This window comes from Streptomyces sp. NPDC058239 (assembly GCF_042882185.1).
Taxonomy (GTDB): Bacteria; Actinomycetota; Actinomycetes; order Streptomycetales; family Streptomycetaceae; genus Streptomyces.
In genome coordinates, this window is the sequence record NZ_JBHVWS010000085.1 from 13,954 (window position 1) to 31,013 (window position 17,060).

14 protein-coding genes are annotated in these 17,060 nt (G+C 68.9%); 5 read left to right on the top strand and 9 right to left on the bottom strand.

Annotated elements, in window-relative coordinates:
• Positions 1-38 precede the first annotated feature (38 nt).
• Positions 39-1,529 (bottom strand): LVIVD repeat-containing protein, encoded by a 1,491-nt coding sequence (locus tag ACFVYE_RS44260; protein WP_383972363.1) that lies wholly within the window; start codon positions 1,527-1,529, stop codon positions 39-41.
• A gap of 158 nt (positions 1,530-1,687) precedes the next feature.
• On the opposite strand from ACFVYE_RS44260, the gene ACFVYE_RS44265 reads away from it, so the two are divergent.
• Together ACFVYE_RS44265 and ACFVYE_RS44270 are read left to right on the top strand one after the other, a co-directional pair.
• The gene (locus ACFVYE_RS44265; RefSeq protein ID WP_383972364.1) at positions 1,688-2,374 is read left to right on the top strand and encodes a DUF305 domain-containing protein; all 687 of its coding nucleotides are present in this window, start codon (positions 1,688-1,690) and stop codon (positions 2,372-2,374) included.
• A 76-nt stretch (positions 2,375-2,450) separates the two neighbouring features.
• Positions 2,451-3,869 (top strand): FAD-dependent oxidoreductase, encoded by a 1,419-nt coding sequence (locus tag ACFVYE_RS44270; RefSeq protein WP_383972367.1) that lies wholly within the window; start codon positions 2,451-2,453, stop codon positions 3,867-3,869.
• A 2-nt stretch (positions 3,870-3,871) separates the two neighbouring features.
• Here the strand turns inward: ACFVYE_RS44270 and ACFVYE_RS44275 are convergent, their stop codons facing one another.
• The gene (locus ACFVYE_RS44275; RefSeq protein ID WP_383972370.1) at positions 3,872-4,252 is read right to left on the bottom strand and encodes an ArsR/SmtB family transcription factor; all 381 of its coding nucleotides are present in this window, start codon (positions 4,250-4,252) and stop codon (positions 3,872-3,874) included.
• Positions 4,253-4,365: 113 nt separating this feature from the next.
• On the opposite strand from ACFVYE_RS44275, the gene ACFVYE_RS44280 reads away from it, so the two are divergent.
• Positions 4,366-4,545, top strand: coding sequence for a helix-turn-helix domain-containing protein (locus ACFVYE_RS44280; RefSeq protein WP_389609165.1), 180 nt, complete (start codon positions 4,366-4,368; stop codon positions 4,543-4,545).
• A 291-nt stretch (positions 4,546-4,836) separates the two neighbouring features.
• Here ACFVYE_RS44280 and ACFVYE_RS44285 read toward each other — a convergent pair whose 3' ends face one another.
• The gene (locus ACFVYE_RS44285) at positions 4,837-5,253 is read right to left on the bottom strand and encodes an acyl-CoA thioesterase (protein ID WP_383972374.1); all 417 of its coding nucleotides are present in this window, start codon (positions 5,251-5,253) and stop codon (positions 4,837-4,839) included.
• Positions 5,254-5,925: 672 nt separating this feature from the next.
• On the opposite strand from ACFVYE_RS44285, the gene ACFVYE_RS44290 reads away from it, so the two are divergent.
• The gene (locus ACFVYE_RS44290) at positions 5,926-6,837 is read left to right on the top strand and encodes an oxidoreductase (protein ID WP_383972375.1); all 912 of its coding nucleotides are present in this window, start codon (positions 5,926-5,928) and stop codon (positions 6,835-6,837) included.
• A 231-nt stretch (positions 6,838-7,068) separates the two neighbouring features.
• Here ACFVYE_RS44290 and ACFVYE_RS44295 read toward each other — a convergent pair whose 3' ends face one another.
• The 6 genes from ACFVYE_RS44295 to ACFVYE_RS44320 form a co-directional block, all read right to left on the bottom strand.
• On the bottom strand, positions 7,069-8,154 hold the full coding sequence (locus ACFVYE_RS44295; RefSeq protein WP_389609167.1) for an aldose epimerase family protein: 1,086 nt from the start codon (positions 8,152-8,154) through the stop codon (positions 7,069-7,071).
• Positions 8,155-8,195: 41 nt separating this feature from the next.
• On the bottom strand, positions 8,196-9,227 hold the full coding sequence (locus ACFVYE_RS44300; RefSeq protein WP_389609169.1) for a LacI family DNA-binding transcriptional regulator: 1,032 nt from the start codon (positions 9,225-9,227) through the stop codon (positions 8,196-8,198).
• Between the two features lie 94 nt (positions 9,228-9,321).
• Positions 9,322-10,383: an ABC transporter permease gene (locus tag ACFVYE_RS44305; protein WP_389609171.1), complete on the bottom strand. Its 1,062-nt coding sequence runs from the start codon at positions 10,381-10,383 to the stop codon at positions 9,322-9,324.
• A complete protein-coding gene (locus ACFVYE_RS44310) occupies positions 10,380-11,351 on the bottom strand; it encodes an ABC transporter permease (protein WP_383972383.1) in 972 nt (323 codons plus the stop codon). Before ACFVYE_RS44310 ends, ACFVYE_RS44305 begins: the two co-directional genes overlap by 4 nt.
• Positions 11,348-12,979 carry a sugar ABC transporter ATP-binding protein gene (locus tag ACFVYE_RS44315; protein WP_389609173.1) on the bottom strand — a complete coding sequence of 544 codons (1,632 nt, stop codon included), beginning with the start codon at positions 12,977-12,979 and terminating at the stop codon, positions 11,348-11,350. The genes ACFVYE_RS44310 and ACFVYE_RS44315 overlap by 4 nt, the downstream gene beginning before the upstream one ends.
• Before the next feature lie 113 nt (positions 12,980-13,092).
• Entirely contained in the window at positions 13,093-14,178 is a 1,086-nt protein-coding gene (locus ACFVYE_RS44320; protein ID WP_383972387.1) for an ABC transporter substrate-binding protein, read from the bottom strand.
• A gap of 523 nt (positions 14,179-14,701) precedes the next feature.
• On the opposite strand from ACFVYE_RS44320, the gene ACFVYE_RS44325 reads away from it, so the two are divergent.
• Positions 14,702-17,060, top strand: a 2,359-nt coding sequence (locus ACFVYE_RS44325; RefSeq protein ID WP_389609175.1) for an RICIN domain-containing protein, incomplete at its 3' end; no start/stop codon positions are given.

The following is a 17,060-nucleotide window of genomic DNA, read 5'->3' on the forward strand; positions in this document are numbered from 1 at the left end:
AGCAGGATGGTGTCGGCCGATCGGATGAACCGGCCGGATCAGCGGTCGAAGTAGTCCGGCTGCGTCTGAACATTGAGCTCGTCCAGCCGCACCCGCTTCGCAGGGTCGGTCCGCCGGTCGTCGAGCTTCAGGACGTCGAAGCCCTTGGCGATGTCGTTGGAGTAGATGTAGCCGTTGTAGTAGTACGCCGACCAGGGGCCGGCCGTGGTGACCGCGTCCGTGCTGACAGGGCCGCGCTCGAAGTAGCCGATCTCCTTCGGCTTCGAGGAGTCGGTGAAGTCCCACACCGAGACTCCGCCCTGGTACCAGGCCTGAACCATCAGGTCGCGGCCCTTGACCGGGATGATCGAACCGTTGTGGGCGACACAGACCTCCGTGTCGGCCTGCGGACGGTCGATCTTGAAGTAGCTGCGGAAGACCAGCTTGCGGTGGTCTCCCCTGCCGACGATGTCGTAGATGCCGTCGGCGCCGCGCTTCGGGCCGATCTCCTCGTTGCAGGTGGCTGCGCCGCCGCCGCCGAGTTCATCGGTGAAGACGACCTTGTCGGCCTTCTGGTTGAACGTCGCGGAGTGCCAGAACGCGAAGTTCACGTTGTCCTGCACCCGGTCGATGATCCTCGGGTTCTCCGGGTCCTTGATGGAGAACAGCAGGCCGTCGCCCATGCAGGCACCGGCTGCCAGGTCCTTGGAGGGCAGCACCGTGATGTCGTGGCAGCCGGTCGTCTTGGAGACGCCCGGGTTGGTCGGGGCGCCCGGGTTGCCGCCGTCCGGGAAGAGCACCGGGAAGTTCACGATCGCGGCCTTCTCGGGTGCCTTGCGCGGCACCTTGATGACGGAGATCCCGTCGTGCGGCGGCTGGCAGTCCGGGAACGTGTCGCTCGGCGAGTACGAGGAGACGTACACGTATACGTTCTTGCGATCGGGGACCAGCGTGTGGGTGTGCGATCCACAGGCGGTCTCGACGGCGGCGACATACTTCGGGTTGCGCTTGTCGCTGATGTCGAAGACCTTCATGCCCTCCCAGGAGGACTTCTCCGTGGCGGGCTGGGTGGTGCTGGTGCAGGAGTTGTCGCTGCGCGAGGAGTCGGTGGACAGGAAGAGCAGGTTTCCCGAGACCGAGACGTCGTTCTGCGATCCGGGGCACAGGACCTGGGCGACCGTCTTCGGGGACTTCGGATTGCTGATGTCGTAGATCCGGAAGCCGTCGTAGTTTCCTGCGAAGGCGTACTTCCCCTGGAAGGCCAGGTCCGTGTTCAGCCCCTTGAGTGCGTCCTTCGGGACGTTGGCCAGATGGGTGATGTTGCTGCTGTGGACGATCTCGTCCACGCCGGGTATCTCGCCGCTGCTGATGGCGGCCGCGGCTTCGGCCTCCTGGGCGGCGGAGACATCGGTACGGGCGGTGGCTGTACCGCCGGGGTCGGGCGTCGCGGCCGCGGGGCCGGCCGTAAGCAGCGTGGCGAGCAGCCCGGCTGCTGCCACGGCCACACCCAGACGTCTGCGCCGCGCCGGGCTCGTGTGCAACGAAATCACTGCGTCCTCCCATGCATCCGTACGTAGTTGAACGGTTCACGGACACCGGCAGTATCGTCCTCCCCACGGGTATCTCAACAGATGGCAACAGAGACGTAATGAAAGTTTCTGATCGCTGTCGTGCGGAAGCGTGTTAGGACGGTTCGCAACCACCCCATATGGCAATGGAGGTCCACTTGTTGATCCGCCGTCGGACCATGTGTGTACGCAGAACTGTTCTCGCCGTGGCCGTCATGTCCGCCGTTCTCACCCTGGGTGCATGCGATGAGGGAGGCGGTGACAACGGTACGAAGGCGCAGACGGACGGGGGGCCTTCGGTTGTGGCGCCCGGGAAACCGGGTGAGCCCGCGCGGACCCTGTCCGCCGAGGAGGCCGCGAAGGCCACCGGGGACGACACCCCCAACTCGGCCGACTTCCGATATGTGCAGATGATGATCCAACACCACACCCAGGCGCTGGAGTTGACCGACCTCGTCACCGCCCGCTCCCACTCCACCGCGGTCAAGCGGCTCGCCGAGCGCATCACCGCAGGCCAGAAGCCGGAGATCGGTGCCATGGAGGGATGGCTCACACACAATGGCCAGGAGAAGCGCAGAAGCGGCCACGATCACTCGGCGATGCCCGGAATGGCGACCCCGGCGCAGCTGGATCAGCTGCGGGCGGCGGACGGCGCGGCCTTCGACAAGCTCTTCCTGAAGTTGATGATCACCCACCATCAGGGAGCGATCACGATGGCGACGGAGGTGCTCTCGCAGGGGAACAATGTGCAGGTCGAGGAGATGGCCGGGGACGTCGTCGCCCAGCAGACGGTGGAGATCGACAGGATGCGCGCGATGTCGTCCTGACGGCGTCCGGGCGCGCCTCTCCCCTGCCCCGGCCACCGGTGCCATGCTGGAGGCATCCTGCGGGAAGAGGTGCGCCGTGCTCCGTGTCGCCGTCGTCGGCTCCGGTCCCAGCGGGGTCTACACCGCCCAGGCCCTGGTCGAGCAGGACCGGGTGCCCGATGTCCGGGTCCATGTGCTGGACCGGCTCCCCTGCCCGTACGGCCTGGTGCGCTACGGCGTCGCCCCCGACCACGAGAAGATCAAATCGCTGCAGAACAGTCTGCGGGCCGTCCTGGAGCACGAGCGGATCACCTTCCTCGGCAATGTCGAGGTGGGCGGCGACGGGATCCCGGCCGAACGGATCGGCGAGCTCTACCAGGCGGTCGTGTACTGCGTCGGGGCGGCGACCGACCGTGGCCTCGCCGTCCCCGGCGAGGACCTGCCCGGCAGTTGCTCCGCGACCGAGTTCGTCTCCTGGTACAGCGCACACCCCGACGCCGCCGCCAACAGCTTTGCGCTGCGGGCCCGTTCGGTCGTGGTGATCGGGGTCGGCAATGTGGCGGTGGACGTGGCGCGGATTCTCGCCCGGAGCGCGGAGGAGCTGCGCCCCACCGACGTACCGCACGGGGCGCTCGGCGCGCTGGCCGGAAGCCGGGTGCGCGAGGTCCACATGACGGGCAGGCGCGGACCCTCGCAGGCCCGGTTCACCACCAAGGAGCTGCGGGAGCTGGGCGCGCTGCCGCAGGCGCGGGTGGTGGTGGACGAGGAGGAGCTGGCCCTCGACCCGGCGTACGTCGATCCGTCCCCCCGGTCGGCGCCGGCCCTGTCCTCACCGCCGAACGCACCGCCCCTGACGGCGGCGGCGCGGCGCAATGTCGAGGTGCTGCGCGGATGGGCCGCGGCCGGCGCCACAGGTGCGGGCGCGGAGGGGGACCCGCTGCGCACGATCCACCTGCGGTTCTTTCTGCGCCCCGTCGAACTGCTGGAGCGGGACGGGCGGGTGGCCGGGGTGCGGTTCGCCCGTACCGTGCCGGACGGCAGCGGGGGCGTGCGCGACGCCGGTACGTACGAAGACATCGACGCCCAGCTCGTGCTGCGGGCCGTCGGCTACCGCGGGCTGCCCTTGCCCGGTCTGCCGTTCGACCCGGCGCGCGGGACGGTGCCGCATCTGGCGGGGCGGGTGCTGCGGGACGGGGTGCCGTCGCCCGGGGAGTACGTCGCCGGGTGGATCAAGCGGGGGCCGACCGGAGTGATCGGTTCGAACCGGTCGTGCGCGAAGGAGACGGTGACATCGTTGCTCGATGACGCCACGCTCCTCGCCGGGCGCCCGTCGGCACCCGATCCCGTGGCCGCGCTCCGGGCGTGGGGGCTGCGCCCGGTGGAATGGGACGGCTGGCTGTCCATCGAACGGGCTGAGGCGGCGCTGGGCCGGTCGCTGGGCCGGGGGCCGGTGAAGATCCCGGACTGGGCGGGGCTGCTGAGCGCCGCGGAGGGTGGCGACCGGGGCGGACCGTGAGGCTACCGGTCCTCGCCGATGCGCCGCACCTGCCGGTTCGCGGCGTCGAGGATGCTGTCCAGAAGCCCCGGGAACAGCGCCTCCAGATCGTCGCGGCGCAGCCCGTTCATCTTGGCCGTGCCGCGGTAGATCTGCTGGACGATCCCGCTCTCGCGCAACACCCGGAAGTGGTGCGTGGTCGTCGACTTGGACACCGGCAGGTCGAAGCGGGAGCAGGTGAGCTCGGCATCGGCGGCGGCCAGCTCACGGACCACGCGCAGCCTCATCGGGTCGGAGAGTGCGTGGAGCACTGCCTCGATGCGGATCTCGTCCCGCGTGGGATGGTCGAGCAAGCGGCCGCCGACCGCAGCGGCGCTTGTGGCAGGGGCGCTGGCTGGGGTCACGATGGCTCCACTTCCTGGCTTCGTCCGGTCTTCCATAATACGAGACTCATCGTAGTTTGAGATTCACCGTACGACGGGTCCGCCCGCGCATCATCCGGCGCGATCGGCGCGCGATGCCGCTTCACGGGCGGCTTCCCTTCGCCCTGGGCCACCGGCCCGCCACCATCAGCAAGCTCGCCGTGCAACTCGATGCGAAGAAGGGCAACGTGGCCCACCGCCTCAAGGTGCTGCGCGAAGCCGGGCTGGTCCACATCGCCGAGACGCGCCAGGTCCGCGGCGGCACCGAGCAGTAGTACCGGCGCACGGCCCGCCGCATCGTCGTCGCCGAACCCCAAGAGGCCGGGACCGCGGCGACGTTCGCCGCGGTCGCCCAGGAACTGGACCGCTCCCCCGCCGAGACACACCTGACGCCGCGTCAGCTGCGACTCGGCCCCGCGAAGGCACAACAGCTCGGCGAGACCCTCGCCAGGCTGGTCGACGAGGCCGAGGAGGGCGCCGGAGATCAGCCCGTGCACAGCGTGCTGGTGACGCTGTATCAGCAGGCAGGCCCGACCACCGGCACCGCACAGCCGCGGGGCGGCCGGTCAGCCGCTGAGCAGGTCCGGGTTCTCGGCGAGTGAGGCGAGATGTCCGGCCGGATCGGCGATCAGCTTGCGGGCCGCCAGGTCGAGCATCCCCGCCACGCCCGTGATCTGCGCCGCGACCGTGCCGTCTTCCTTGAGGATCTTCTGCGCGATCTCGAACGTCTTCCCCTCGCCGTATACGAACTGGCAGGTCACCCGCACCCGGTCGCCGCCGCGGAGCTCCCGCAGGAACTTCACCGTCGTCTCAAGGCTCACCGGTCCGACGCCGCTGGCCAGCAGCTTCTCCTGCGACAGGCCGGCAACGCGCAGCAGTTCCCAGCGCGCGTGCTCGGCGTACTGCAAATAAACGGCCTGGTTCAGATGCCCCTGCGTGTCGAGCTCGTAGCCCCGGACGGTCACGTCTACAGAAAAGGTCATGGACGTCCCAACATCACGGCGCATTCCGCCATTCCCCTACACCCGCACAACTGTCCACGCTGCGGCTCTTTGCGCACCTGCCATGCCCAGGTGACTTCCTCACCGCAATGGATTGCAGCAAAATTCCGACAGCTCTTGCTGTCCGGAATGCACCTGCTCGCCCGAACCCACTTCATGCTCATGGCCCCGTTCAACGACGGCGGCAGCTCCAACAACCCGGGCGGCAGCCAGCACGTGAAGTCCTTCCGGTGGGTTGGTTGTTCCCTGGTGTCCGGGCCAGGACTTCGGGGCCTCCAAGAGTCGCTCACCGCCGCCACCCGGACTCGCCGTGGTTCTTCCCCGGCCGGCTCGGCCGGCGCCGATGTCGTGGAGGCGGACGAGCATCTGCCTCGCGACATGTACAGATAAACCCCTGAACCGCCGCCTTGCGTATGGCGGCGTTCACGTATCTTCCAACGCAGCACGGTGCCAACTCGTTCCAGTGCTCCATGTGACCTTTCCCGCCTGCTCCATGACTTCTTTTCATGGTGATCGCGACCCCATACTCCGAGGTCGGCAGTGGCGGCGAACTGCAGTAAACCCTTGTCATCGCCGGTCGGAACCGCCCGCCCACGCCCAAGGACCAGTGCACCCTCTTCAGCGCGCCCCGAAGTCGTAAGGAAGGCCTCAATCATGATCTCGGAAACGATTGCCGCGGCGGCCGCGGGCACCTGGAGGCTTGGCGACCGGGAAGTCAACCGCCTCGGCTTCGGCACGATGCGCCTGACGGGCAGCGGCATGCGCGGGAACTCCGACGGCGCCCCGATCGCCCGCGACCTTGCGATCAGGGTCTTGCGCCGCGCGGTCGAAGTCGGCGTGAACCACATAGACACAGCCGCGTTCTACTTCTCCCCATTGCGCTCCGCCAATGAGCTGATCAACCGGGCACTGGCCCCATACCCCGATGACCTGGTCATCGTCACCAAGGTCGGACCGGGACGGAGCCCGTCGGGCGAGTGGCTGCCCCCGGCCACGCCCGAGCAGTTGCGCGGCCAGGTCGAGGAGAACCTGCGTCAACTCGGCCGCGACCACCTCGACGTCGTCAACCTGCGCAGGATGAACCAGGACTCGATCGCGGAGCACTTCGGCGCCCTGGCAGAGTTGCGCGACGCCGGCCTCATCCGTCACCTGGGCATCTCCAGCGTCAAACCCGAGCACCTCGCCGAGGCCCAGGCCATCGCGCCGGTGGTCTGCGTGCAGAACTGGTACGGCCTCGACCGCCGGCTCTCGGACGCCAACGGTCTGCTGGACAGCTGCGGCGAGCAGGGCATCGCGTTCGTGCCGTACTTCGCAATCTCCGGCGACCGGCGCGAGGCGAGTGCAAGCGACACGCACGACGACGAAGTGCTCGCCGTCGCGCGCGAACACGGCGCGACGCCCGCGCAGGTCCGGCTGGCGTGGACACTGCACCGTGGACCACATGTGCTGGCCATCCCAGGCACCGGCAACCCCGACCACCTGATCGAGAACGTCTCCGCCGGCGCGCTGCGGCTCTCGCAGGACGAACTGGCCCGCCTCCAGTCCCTCCACGAGAGTGGAGCGTGAGCCGGGCCGCCATCGGGGGAGCGGGAGGGGCGAGACCGGAGCACGCGATGACGGGGCCGCAGCTCCCCGTTCCATCGGCCCCCGCCCCCGCACCCGCCGGGCGCGCACCGAAGAAGACACACACCGGCCGAGCAGCCACGCTTACGTCGGAGCAGACCGGGATTCGCTTCACCACCGGGCTGAAAGCCCGATGCATTGCGAATAGGCCCGCCTCTGCCGTTGCGCCGGTGCTCAGGCCGGATGCGGCACGAGGTGAGGGAACCTGAACTCGGTCCGGCTGCGGGCGACTTCGCCGGGACGCAGCTCGGTGCTGGGGTAGTCGGGACGGTTGGGCGAGTCGGGCAGGTGCTGGGTCTCCAGGCAGATCGCGCTGTGGCGTGCGTGGCGCAGGCCCGCGGGGTCCGCGAGGGTGCCGTCGAGTTGGTTGGCGGTGTAGACCTGGATGCCGGGTTCGGTCGTCCAGACCTCCAGCATCCGGGCGGCGTCGGGGGCGGTGAGAAGGGCGGCCCGGCGCAGCGCCGAGTGCGGCCCGGGCTCGGGGTCGCGGACGATCCAGCAGTGGTCGAAGCCGCCCGCCATCCGCAGTTGTTCGTCCGGCAGCGCGATCCGCTCCCCGATGGTGCGCGGGCCGGTGAGGTCGAACGGGGTGTGGTGCACATCGGCGGCGGGTCCCAGCGGGATGCCGTCGCCGTCGACCGGCAGATAGGTGTCGGCGTCCACCTGGAGGGTGTGGCCGAGGATGTCTCCGGTCGCGGTGAGGTCGAAGTAGGCGTGGTTGGTGAGGTTGAGGACCGTCGGACGGTCGGTGGTCGCGGTGTAGTCGATGGCGAGCGTGCCGGTGGTGTCGAGGGTGTACGTCACCGTGACATCGAGCGCTCCGGGGAAGCCCATGTCGCCGTCGGGGCTGTGCAGCGTGAGTCGGAGGGTGGCGGCGTCCTCGCCGGTGTCCGAGGTGGCCTGCCAGATTCTGGTGTGGAAGCCGTCGGGGCCGCCGTGCAGTGCGTGGCCCCGGTCGTTGGCGGGGATGTGGTGCGTTGTTCCGTCGAGGGTGAAACGGCCGTGGGCGATGCGGTTGGCGAAGCGGCCGATGAGAGCGCCGAAGAACGGGTTCTTGCCGGTGTAGTCGTCCAGCGTGGCCAGGGACCGTACGACGGATGCGGTGGTTCCGGCGGTGTCCGGCACGGTGAGACTGTGCAGGATGCCGCCGTAGGTAAGGATCTCGGCCCGGACTCCCGTACCGGAGTCGAGTGTCCAGAGATCGACGTCCGTGCGGTCATGGACGCCGAACGGTTTGCGGTTCACGGTGGGGCGAGGCATCAGAGATCCTTGGGAGGAGCGAACAGCCGGAGGAACGGTACTCAGTGCCCTTCTGCGGCGATGGGCCGGGGCACTGTGGATTCGCGGACGACGAGGGTATAGCCGGGGCGGCGCCGTCGTGGTTCAGGCACCGGGTTGCCGGAGAGCCGTTCGACGAGGCTGTCGACGGCGAGCCGGGCGATGGCCTCCTTGTCGGGGGCGATGGTGGTGAGGGTCGTGGCTCCGTACAGGCCCTCCTCGATGTTGTCGAAGCCGACGACGGCAACGTCCTCGGGAATGCGCAGGCCGCGTGCGCTCAGGGTGCGCATGGCGCCGATGGCGATGAGGTCGTTGTACGCGAAGACCGCGTCGGGCTGCTCCCCCCTGTCCAGGAGGGCGGCCATGGCGGTGGCGCCGTCCTCACGCCTGTAGCCGTCGGTGACCACCACCAGTGACTCGTCGGGCTCGACGCCGGCCGCGTCGAGCTCCTCGCGCCAGCCGCGCAGTCGCAGATGGGCGGGCTGGCGTTCACGTCCGGTGCGGGAGCCGAGGAAGGCGATCCGGCGGTGGCCGTGGTCGATGAGGTGGCGTACGGCGTCGCGGGCGGCGGCCACGTTGTCGATGGCGATGTGGTCGTACGGGGCCTCGTACTCCCGCTCGCCGAGCAGGACCAGGGGCGCGGTCTCGGTGCGCGCCATGAGGTCCTCGGGCTCCAGATGGATGGGGCTGAGGATGAGGCCGTCGATGACATGGGACCGGAATCCCTGGCTGACCAGGAGTTCCTTCTCCCTGAGGCCTGCGGTGTGATCGACCAGGACGGTGTAGTCGTGCCGGGCGGCCGCGTCGACCACCGCACCCGCCAGTTCGGCGAAGTACGGGTTGCCGAACTCGGGCACGGCGAGCGCGATGATGCCGGTCCGGCCCTTGCGCAGATGACGTGCGGTGAGGTTCGGCCGGTAGCCGAGTTCATCGATGGCCTGCTGCACCTTGGCGCGCATCTTCGGTGTGACGTGCTGATAGTTGTTCACCACGTTCGACACGGTCTTGATGGACACGCCCGCCCGTTGTGCAACGTCCTTGAGGCTGACGCCCACGGCACTCCCTGACTCGGCTCGATGCGCACCGGTGCGCACTGGATCGGCTTGGCTCGCGCTTCGCGGCTCGGGGCGCTGCCCCGACCTGCACGGCTCAGGTGGTTCTGCGGCTGCGCGCCAGATAGCGCTGGGCCACGACGACAACGATAAGGAACCCTCCGCTGACCACCGACTGGTAGGAGGAGTTCAGCGAGCCGATCTGGTTGATGAGATTCTGGATGACGGCCAGCAGCAGGACTCCCCAGAGGGTGCCGCTGATCGATCCGGCGCCGCCGACGAGGAGGGTGCCGCCGATGACGACGGCGGAGATCGCGTCGAGTTCCATGCCCACGCCGACGATGGTGACGCCGGAGGTCAGCCTGGCCGCGTTCAGCGCACCGGCCAGTCCGGCGAGCAGACCGCTGAGCGTGTAGACGAGGAGTTTCGTACGGGCGACGGGCAGGCCCATCAGGGTGGCCGCGTCGCTGCTGCCGCCGACGGCGAAGAGGGTCTGCCCGAACGAGGTGCGCTGCAGGAGCAGTCCGCCGCCGCCGAACAGCACCAGGGCGATCAGGATCGGGTGGCCGAAGCCCCATACGCTGCCCTGTCCGAGTTCGGCGAAGGCGGAGCCCTTGGGTACGAGGTAGGTGGTGGCGCCCTCGTCGGTGAAGGCGAGGAGTATGCCACGGGCCGCCAGCAGGGTGGCGAGGGTGACGATGAAGGGTGCCATCCCGGCGCGGGCGATCAGGAAGCCGTTGAGCAGCCCGATCGCACCGCACACCGCGAGCGGTACGAGCAGCGCGGGCAGAAGACCCCATTGCGAGGCCCAGGCGGCGAGCACACCGCCGAGGGCGAAGACGGAGCCGACGGACAGGTCGATGCCGCCGGTGATGATGACCAAGGTCATGCCGAGGGCGACCACGGCGAGGAAGGACGCCTGCACGGTCACACCGCGGGCGTTGTCCAGTGTGCCGAACGTCGGGTAGACGAACGAGGCGATGATCACGACGGTCAGCAGGACGGCGAGCACGCCCTGGCGCTGAAGGAGTTCGGCGAGCCGCTGCGTGAGCGCGGGCTCGGACCCGGCTGCCGGGCGGGGCGCGCCGTCTCCGGGTGCTGCGGAGCTCTTGTGCGGTGCCGGGACCTGGGCCACCGCGGCGGGTGTGGTTTCGTTCATCGGGACCGACGCTCCCGGGCGACGTAGACGGCGGCGATGATGATGGCCGCCTGGGCGATCTGTGCGGTGGAGTCGGGCAGGTCGTGCTTGACGAGAGTGGCGCGCAGCAGCTGCATCAGCAGGGCGCCCGCGACGGTGCCGAGTACCCGGACGGAACCGCCGTTGAGGGGGGTGCCACCGACCACGACCGCCGTGATGGCGGAGAGTTCCATGAGGGTGCCGAGCGAGGAGGGGTCGCTGGCGGTGAGCCTGGCGGTGGCGAGGATGCCGGCGAGTGCGGCCAGGACGCCGCAGAGCACGTACACACCGATGAGTACGCGCCGTACGGGCAGTCCGGCGAGGGCCGCGGCCGGGCGGTTGCCTCCGACGGCGACGATCTGGCGGCCGAAAGTGGTGCGCCGGACCAGGAAGGCGACGGCCACGGCGAGGATGCCGGCGATCAGCACGACCAGCGGGATGCCGAGGAAGGAGCCGGTGCCGAGCGAGAGCAGATCCGGGTTGACGATCTGCTTGAGCTGACCGTCGGCCATGACGAGGGCGAGACCCCGGCCGCCGACGAAGAGGGCGAGGGTCGCGACGATCGGTTGCAGCCCGATGAGCGAGACCAGGGTGCCGTTGACCGCCCCGACGACGGCGCCCGCGAGCAGCGCGACGACGAGCGCGGGCACGAGCCCGTATCCGAGGTAGAGCGGCAGGAGCGCGGCGGCGAGCGCCATGGTCGAGCCGACGGACAGGTCGACGCCCTCGGTGCCGATGACCAGGGCCATGCCCAGGGCGACGATGACGATGGGGGCGACCTGGACGAGCTGGGTGCGCAGATTGTCGGCGGTCATGAAGTGCTCGGTGAACAGGGCGTTGAAGACGAGCACCACTGCCACGGCGACGTACACGCCGTACTCCTGGTACCAGGCGGGGTCGCGCAGCCGCGCCAGGGGGCGGGCGGGGGTGGAGAGGGCGGCCTGGGTCATCGGGGTTCCTCCTGAGCGGCCGGGGCCTTGCCGGCGGGCGCCGGTGAGTGGTCGGCGAGCACTTCGAGGAGATGGCTCTCGGTCACCTCGTCGCCCGTGAGTTCGCCCGCCACCGAACCGCCGCGCAGGACGACGATGCGGTCGGCTCCCTCGATGAGTTCCTCGATGTCGGAGGAGATGAGCAGGACGGCGAGGCCCTCGCGGGCGAGGTCGTCGATGAGGCTCTGGACCTCGGCCTTGGCGCCGACGTCGATGCCGCGGGTCGGTTCGTCGAGGAGCAGCACCTTGGGTTCCAGGCAGAGCCAGCGGGCGAGGAGGACCTTCTGCTGGTTGCCTCCGGAGAGTTCGCCGACCTTCTGCTCGGGGCTCGCGGCCTTGATCCGCAGCCGCTTCATGAAGATGTCGACGATGCGGTCCTGCTTGCGGCGGGAGATCACACCGAAGCGGGAGAGGCGGGGCATGGCGGCCAGCACGATGTTCTCGCGCACGGAGAGGCCGGGGACGATGCCTTCGGCCTTGCGGTCCTCTGGCAGCAGGCTGATTCCGGCGCGGATGGCTCCGGCCGAGCTGAGCCTTCGCAACTTCCGTCCTTCGACACAGAGTTCGCCGGATTCCAGGCTCAGGGCTCCGGCGAGGGCCTTTGCCGTCTCGCTGCGGCCGGAGCCGAGGAGGCCACCGAGGCCGAGGACTTCGCCGCCGTACAACGACAGGGATATGTCATGGAGTTGATGGCGTCGGGAAAGGCCGGCCGCGGTGAGTACGGGGGTACGTGCCGCGTCGTGCCCCTCGCTGCCGAAGCTGGTGAGGCCGGTGCGGCGGACCTCGGACAGATCGCGGCCGAGCATCATCGAGACGAGCTGCATGCGGTCGAGGTCGGCGAGGTCGCCGGTGTGGATGTGGTGGCCGTCCCGGAGTACGGTGACGCGGTCGCAGATCCGGTAGAGCTCGTCCATGCGGTGGCTGACGTAGAGGACGGCGATGCCCTGGCCGCGCAGGTTCCCGATGACCCGGAAGAGGGTCTCGACCTCGCGCGGCTCCAGCGAGGAGGTGGGTTCGTCCATGATGACGACTTGGGCGTTGACCGAGACGGCGCGGGCCAGGGCGACCATCTGCTGGGTGCCGATGCCCAGCGTGTGCAGGGACCTTCGGGGGTCGACGCGTACGCCGAAGCCGTCCAGCAGTTCGGTGGTCTCGCGGTGCATCCGGGAGAAGTCGATGAGGCCGAGGCGGTTCTTGGGCTCACGGCCGAGGAAGATGTTGCGCGCCACGCTCATCAGCGGGACGAGGTTCACCTCCTGGTAGATCGTGGAGATCCCGGCCTGCTGGGCCTCGAACGGCCGGGCGAACCTGATGGGTTGTCCGTTCAGCCGGAGTTCGCCCCCGTCGGGCCGGTAGACACCGGTCAGGACCTTGATCAAGGTGGACTTGCCTGCGCCGTTCTCCCCCACCAGCGCATGGGTCTCCCCGGCACGCAGGGAGAAGGAGACGTCGTCGAGGGCGACGACACCGGGGAACCGCTTGCTCACCGAGCGGGCTTCGAGGACGGTGCCGGCGGCGGTCGGGACGGTCACCTCCTTCGAGTGGGCGGCCGGCTCCGGCGCCTGCGGTGCTGCTTCGGGTGGTGCCATGAGTTGTCCTGGCCTTCCGCTGTTCCAAGGATGTGGGCCCGATGCCGCCGTGGCGGGTGGTGTGCCACGGCGGCGGTGGACCGGGGGCTGCGCGTCCCTGCGGATGGGTACGGTCAGAACGCCCCGCCGAGCGACGCCTTGGCGTTGGACTCGTCGTACGCCCGGTCGGAGATGATGACGTTCTCCGGGATCTCCTCGCCGCCGTAGAACTTCTGGGCGGTCGCGAAGGCGAGCGGTCCGAAGCGCGGGTTCGACTCGATGACGGCGTTGTACTCGCCGTTGACCAAGGCCTGCACGGCGTTTCGGGTACCGTCCACGGAGACGATCTTGACGTCCTTGCCCGGCTTCTTCCCGGCGGCCTTCAGCGCGGTGACGGCACCGAGCCCCATCTCGTCGTTCTCCGCGTAGACGGCGGTGATGTCGGGCTTGGACTGGATGAGCTGCTCCATGACCTGCTGGCCCTTGTCGCGGGCGAACTCGCCGGTCTGCTGGGCGACGATCTGCAGGCCGGGCGCCTGGGCCTTGAGCTGGTCGACGAAGCCCTTGGTGCGGTCGGTGGTGACGTTGTTGCCCGACGCGCCGAGGAGGATGGCGACCTTGCCCTTGCCGCCGGTCGCCTTGATCATCGCGTCCGCTGCACGCTTGCCCTGCTCCACGAAGTCGGAGCCGAGGAAGGCCACATAGTCCTTGCAGGCGGTGGAGTTGACCTTGCGGTCGATGGTCAGGACGGGGACCTTCTTGGCCGCGGCCGCCTTGAACGCCGGCTCCAGACCGTCGGAGTTCAGCGGGGCGACGATGAGGAACTGGGCGCCCTGGGACAGCATGTCCTGGATGTCGCTGATCTGCTTGGAGAGCTGCGACTGCGCGTTGGTGGTGAGCAGCTTCTTCACGCCGACCTTCTCGGCCTCGTCCTTGATGGACTGGGTCTCGGCGATACGGAACGGGTTGGCTTCCTTCTCCGACTGGGAGAAGCCGACCACCGCGTTCTTCAGGTCCAGCTTCGGCGCGCCGTAGGTCTGCAGCGAGCAGCCCGAACCGGAGCTGCTCTCGGGGGTCTTGGCCGCCTGGGCGCCCTGGCTGCTGTCACCGCCCGCATTGTTCGAGGTTTCCGACTTGGAGCAGCCGGAGGCGGCCAGCGTGGCGGTGGCGGCGAGGAGGCAGGCCACGGCGAGGGTACGGGATCGGCGCTGGATCATCATGCGCGGGACGCTCCTTGGCGGGTTGACGGCACGCTCGCTGGCATGCGGTCGGGGCATGGCTGGACGATGCATCAACCGCTGGGCGGGTGATGTCACTGCATTACTCACGACCCCGCTCCGAGCTGCGCGAACAGCTGCCGAACCGGTGGTCGTGAGAGCCTGCGCGACCTGTCGGCGGCTCGGTTTACAACGTTATATAGGCGGCGCGGCGCGGGCGGCAAGAGAGTTGCCGATGCGTTTCCAAAAAGTGTCGGACCCCGGAGCGAGAACGGGGCCGTGGCGGACCACGAGGCGGTGCGGAACCTCTGGACAGCGGCTCGGAGGCGTGCTGTCATACGGCCGGACGCCAATTTCCAACGTTGCAAGCAAGTTGACGCACCGCTGCCATCGAGCCCGACGGCATCCTTGCCACGCGTGGGAACAGCGGCCGATTCTGAACCGGCTCGCCCTGGCTCCAACTCACGGCCCCTTTCCCCACTTGGGCCGATGTCCCGCACAGTCGGCAGAGCAGGAGCTCTCACCCATGCCCCTCAACCGCAGACAACTGATGGCCGGTGCACTGGCCACCGCGGCCGCAACGACCGCGTCCGGCCGCTGGGCCACCACCGCAACCGCCACCGAGCACCGGGTGACGCCCGCTCACGGCGGGCACTACTCCCCCAACGCCGCGCCCCTGCACCCGACTGCGTTCCTGAGACTGCCCCCGGGCAGGATCACCGCGCGCGGCTGGCTTGCCGGACAACTCCGGCTCCAGCTCGACGGATTGTGCGGGCGCTACGAGGAGTTCTCGCACTTCCTCGACTTCTCCACCACCGGCTGGGTGCGTCCCGACCTGGGCGGCTGGGAAGAGGTCCCGTACTGGCTGCGCGGCTACACCGATCTCGCGATCGTCACCGGGGACACCAAGGCTCTGGCAGCCGTACGCCGCTGGTTCGACGCGATCCTCGGCACGCAGCAGAGCGACGGCTTCTTCGGCCCGAAGTCGCTGCGTACGTCACTGAACGGCGGCCCGGACTTCTGGCCCTTCCTCCCCCTCGTCCAGGCCCTGCGCTCCTGGCAGGAGTACAGCGGCGACAACCGGGTCATCCCCTTCCTCAGCAGGTTCTTCCGGTACATGAGCGCCCAGGGGCCGGGTGCCTTCAACACCAGCTGGATCGCTCTGCGTTGGGGCGACGGCCTGGACAGCGTCTTCTGGCTCTTCAACCGCACCGGCGACACCTTTCTCCTCGATCTCGCCGACAAGATCCATACGTACGGGGCGGACTGGGGCGACAATCTGGTCAACCTGCACAATGTGAACATCGCGCAGGGCTTCCGCGAGCCGGCCCAGTACGCCCTGCGCAGCGGTTCTGCCGCCGACACCCGTGCCACGTACGGGACGTACGGCAAGGCGATGGACCAGTACGGGCAGTTCCCGGGCGGCGGTTTCGCCGGGGACGAGAACGCGCGCCCCGGGCACAGCGACCCCCGGCAGGGCTTCGAGACCTGCGGCATCGTCGAGTTCATGGCCGGCCACCAGCTGCTCACCCGGATCACCGGCGATCCGCTGTGGGCCGACCGCTGCGAGGAACTGGCCTTCAATTCGCTGCCCGCCGCCCTGGACCCGTCGGGCCGGGCGGTCCACTACATCACCAGCGCCAACAGCGTCGATCTGGACAATGTGCCCAAGAAGGAGCGGCAGTTCCAGAACGGCTTTGCCATGCAGGCGTACCTGCCGGGTGTCGACCAGTACCGCTGCTGTCCGCACAACTACGGGATGGGCTGGCCGTACTTCGTCGAGGAGCTGTGGCTGGCCACCCCGGACGGGGGCCTGGCCGCCGCGATGTATGCGAGCTGCGAGGTCACCGCGAAGGTCGCCGGAGGCACCGAGGTCACCTTCACCGAGGAGACCGGATATCCGTTCGGGGACACGGTCACCCTGACCCTGAAGTCACCGAAGCACCTGCGCTTCCCTCTCGTGCTGCGCGTTCCCGCCTGGTGCGCGGAACCGGAGATCCGGGTCAACGGACGCCGCGTCGAGGCACCCGCGGGCCCGGCCTTCACCCGCGTCGAGCGTACGTGGGCGGATGGGGACAGGGTCACCCTGCGCTTCCCCCAGCGCACGACCGTACGCAGCTGGGCGAAGAACCACGGCGCGGTGAGCGTCGACCACGGGCCGCTCACGTACTCCCTCCGGATCGGTGAGGAGTACCGGCGCATCGGCGGTACGGATCAGTTCCCGGAGTACGAGGTACATGCCACGAGTGCCTGGAACTACGGGCTCGTGCTGGACGGCGGAAAGCCGGCCTCGTCGCTGAGCCTCCACGCCGCCCACCGCACCCCCGACGACAACCCGTTCACCCTGGACGGCACCCCGCTGACCATGACCGCGCGCGCCCGCCGGATTCCCGAGTGGAGCACGGACAGTGAGCATGTCGTCGCCCCGCTCCAGGACAGCCCGGCGCGCAGTACCGAGCCGGTGGAGGAGGTCACGCTCATTCCCATGGGTGCGGCGCGGCTGCGGATCACGGCCTTCCCGACGGCCGGTCCGGACGCCGGGCAGTGGCTCTCCGACGACTGGTACCGGATCCGTAACCTGCACTCCGGCAAGGTCCTGGGCGTCGACAACATGTCCACGGCCAACAGCGCCCACGTCGTCCAGTTCAGCGACAACGGCACCGACGACCACCTCTGGCAGCTCGTCCCCAACGGCGACGGCTGGTACCGCATCCGCAACCGCCACTCCAACAAAGTCCTCGGCGTCGACAACATGTCCACCGCCGACAGCGCCCACGTCGTCCAGTTCGCGGACAGCGGTACGGACGACCACCTCTGGCAGCTCGTCCCCAACGGCGACGGCTGGTACCGCATCCGCAACCGCCACTCCAACAAAGTCCTCGGCG

Excerpts from the sequence above, each read along its gene's own strand:
- ACFVYE_RS44265 (WP_383972364.1), top strand. The coding sequence starts at position 1,688 with ATGGCAATGGAGGTCCACTTGTTGATCCGCCGTCGGACCATGTGTGTA.
- ACFVYE_RS44280 (WP_389609165.1), top strand. The coding sequence starts at position 4,366 with ATGCCGCTTCACGGGCGGCTTCCCTTCGCCCTGGGCCACCGGCCCGCC.
- ACFVYE_RS44285 (WP_383972374.1), bottom strand. The coding sequence starts at position 5,253 with ATGACCTTTTCTGTAGACGTGACCGTCCGGGGCTACGAGCTCGACACG.
- ACFVYE_RS44290 (WP_383972375.1), top strand. The coding sequence starts at position 5,926 with ATGATCTCGGAAACGATTGCCGCGGCGGCCGCGGGCACCTGGAGGCTT.
- ACFVYE_RS44295 (WP_389609167.1), bottom strand. The coding sequence starts at position 8,154 with ATGCCTCGCCCCACCGTGAACCGCAAACCGTTCGGCGTCCATGACCGC.
- ACFVYE_RS44305 (WP_389609171.1), bottom strand. The coding sequence starts at position 10,383 with ATGAACGAAACCACACCCGCCGCGGTGGCCCAGGTCCCGGCACCGCAC.
- ACFVYE_RS44310 (WP_383972383.1), bottom strand. The coding sequence starts at position 11,351 with ATGACCCAGGCCGCCCTCTCCACCCCCGCCCGCCCCCTGGCGCGGCTG.
- ACFVYE_RS44315 (WP_389609173.1), bottom strand. The coding sequence starts at position 12,979 with ATGGCACCACCCGAAGCAGCACCGCAGGCGCCGGAGCCGGCCGCCCAC.
- ACFVYE_RS44320 (WP_383972387.1), bottom strand. The coding sequence starts at position 14,178 with ATGATGATCCAGCGCCGATCCCGTACCCTCGCCGTGGCCTGCCTCCTC.